Consider the following 579-nt stretch of genomic DNA (forward strand, 5'->3'; position numbering starts at 1 on the left):
CAGCGCGCAGGCATTGTTCGACAGCTGTTGTACGAAAGCGGGCATACCCGGTTTGTCTTGCACCGAGCGCAGACTGCGCCGATCCAGCAGTTCTACGGCGGATACTGGTTGGCTTTTCAGCACGGTCACTGCATTGCAGCAGGTCTCCACATTCGGAAACACGATCAGCGCCGAGGCCTTGTTCGGGTGATCGATCACGGTGTCGTAAGTCACCGCGCTGATAAAGCCGAGGGTGCCTTCGGAGCCAACCAGCAAGTGGCTCAAGATATCCACAGGCTCATCGAAATCCACCAAGGCATTCAGCGACAGGCCAGTGGTATTTTTCAGACGGTATTTGTGGCGGATTCGTGCGGCGAGTTCGGCATTGGCGCGGGTTTCGCGGCCCAATGTCGCCAGACGTTCCAGCAAATCGCCATGGCTTGAGCGAAACGCTGCAACACTGGCAGCGTCTTCGGTATCGAGTCGCGTGCCATCGGCCAGTACAAGACGAATCCCGGCCAGCGTGTGATAGGTGTTCTGCGCGGTGCCGCAGCACATGCCGCTGGCGTTGTTGGCAACGATACCGCCGATCTTGCAGGC

At 58.7% G+C, this 579-nt stretch carries 1 protein-coding gene; it reads right to left on the reverse strand.

Going from position 1 to position 579, the window contains the following annotated elements; genetic code table 11:
* The coding region (locus BK660_RS30280; protein ID WP_148057490.1) for an FAD-binding oxidoreductase at positions 1-579 on the reverse strand (579 nt) is incomplete at both ends.

The organism is Pseudomonas brassicacearum (genome assembly GCF_003732265.1).
GTDB classification, from domain to species: Bacteria; Pseudomonadota; Gammaproteobacteria; order Pseudomonadales; family Pseudomonadaceae; genus Aquipseudomonas; species Aquipseudomonas brassicacearum_D.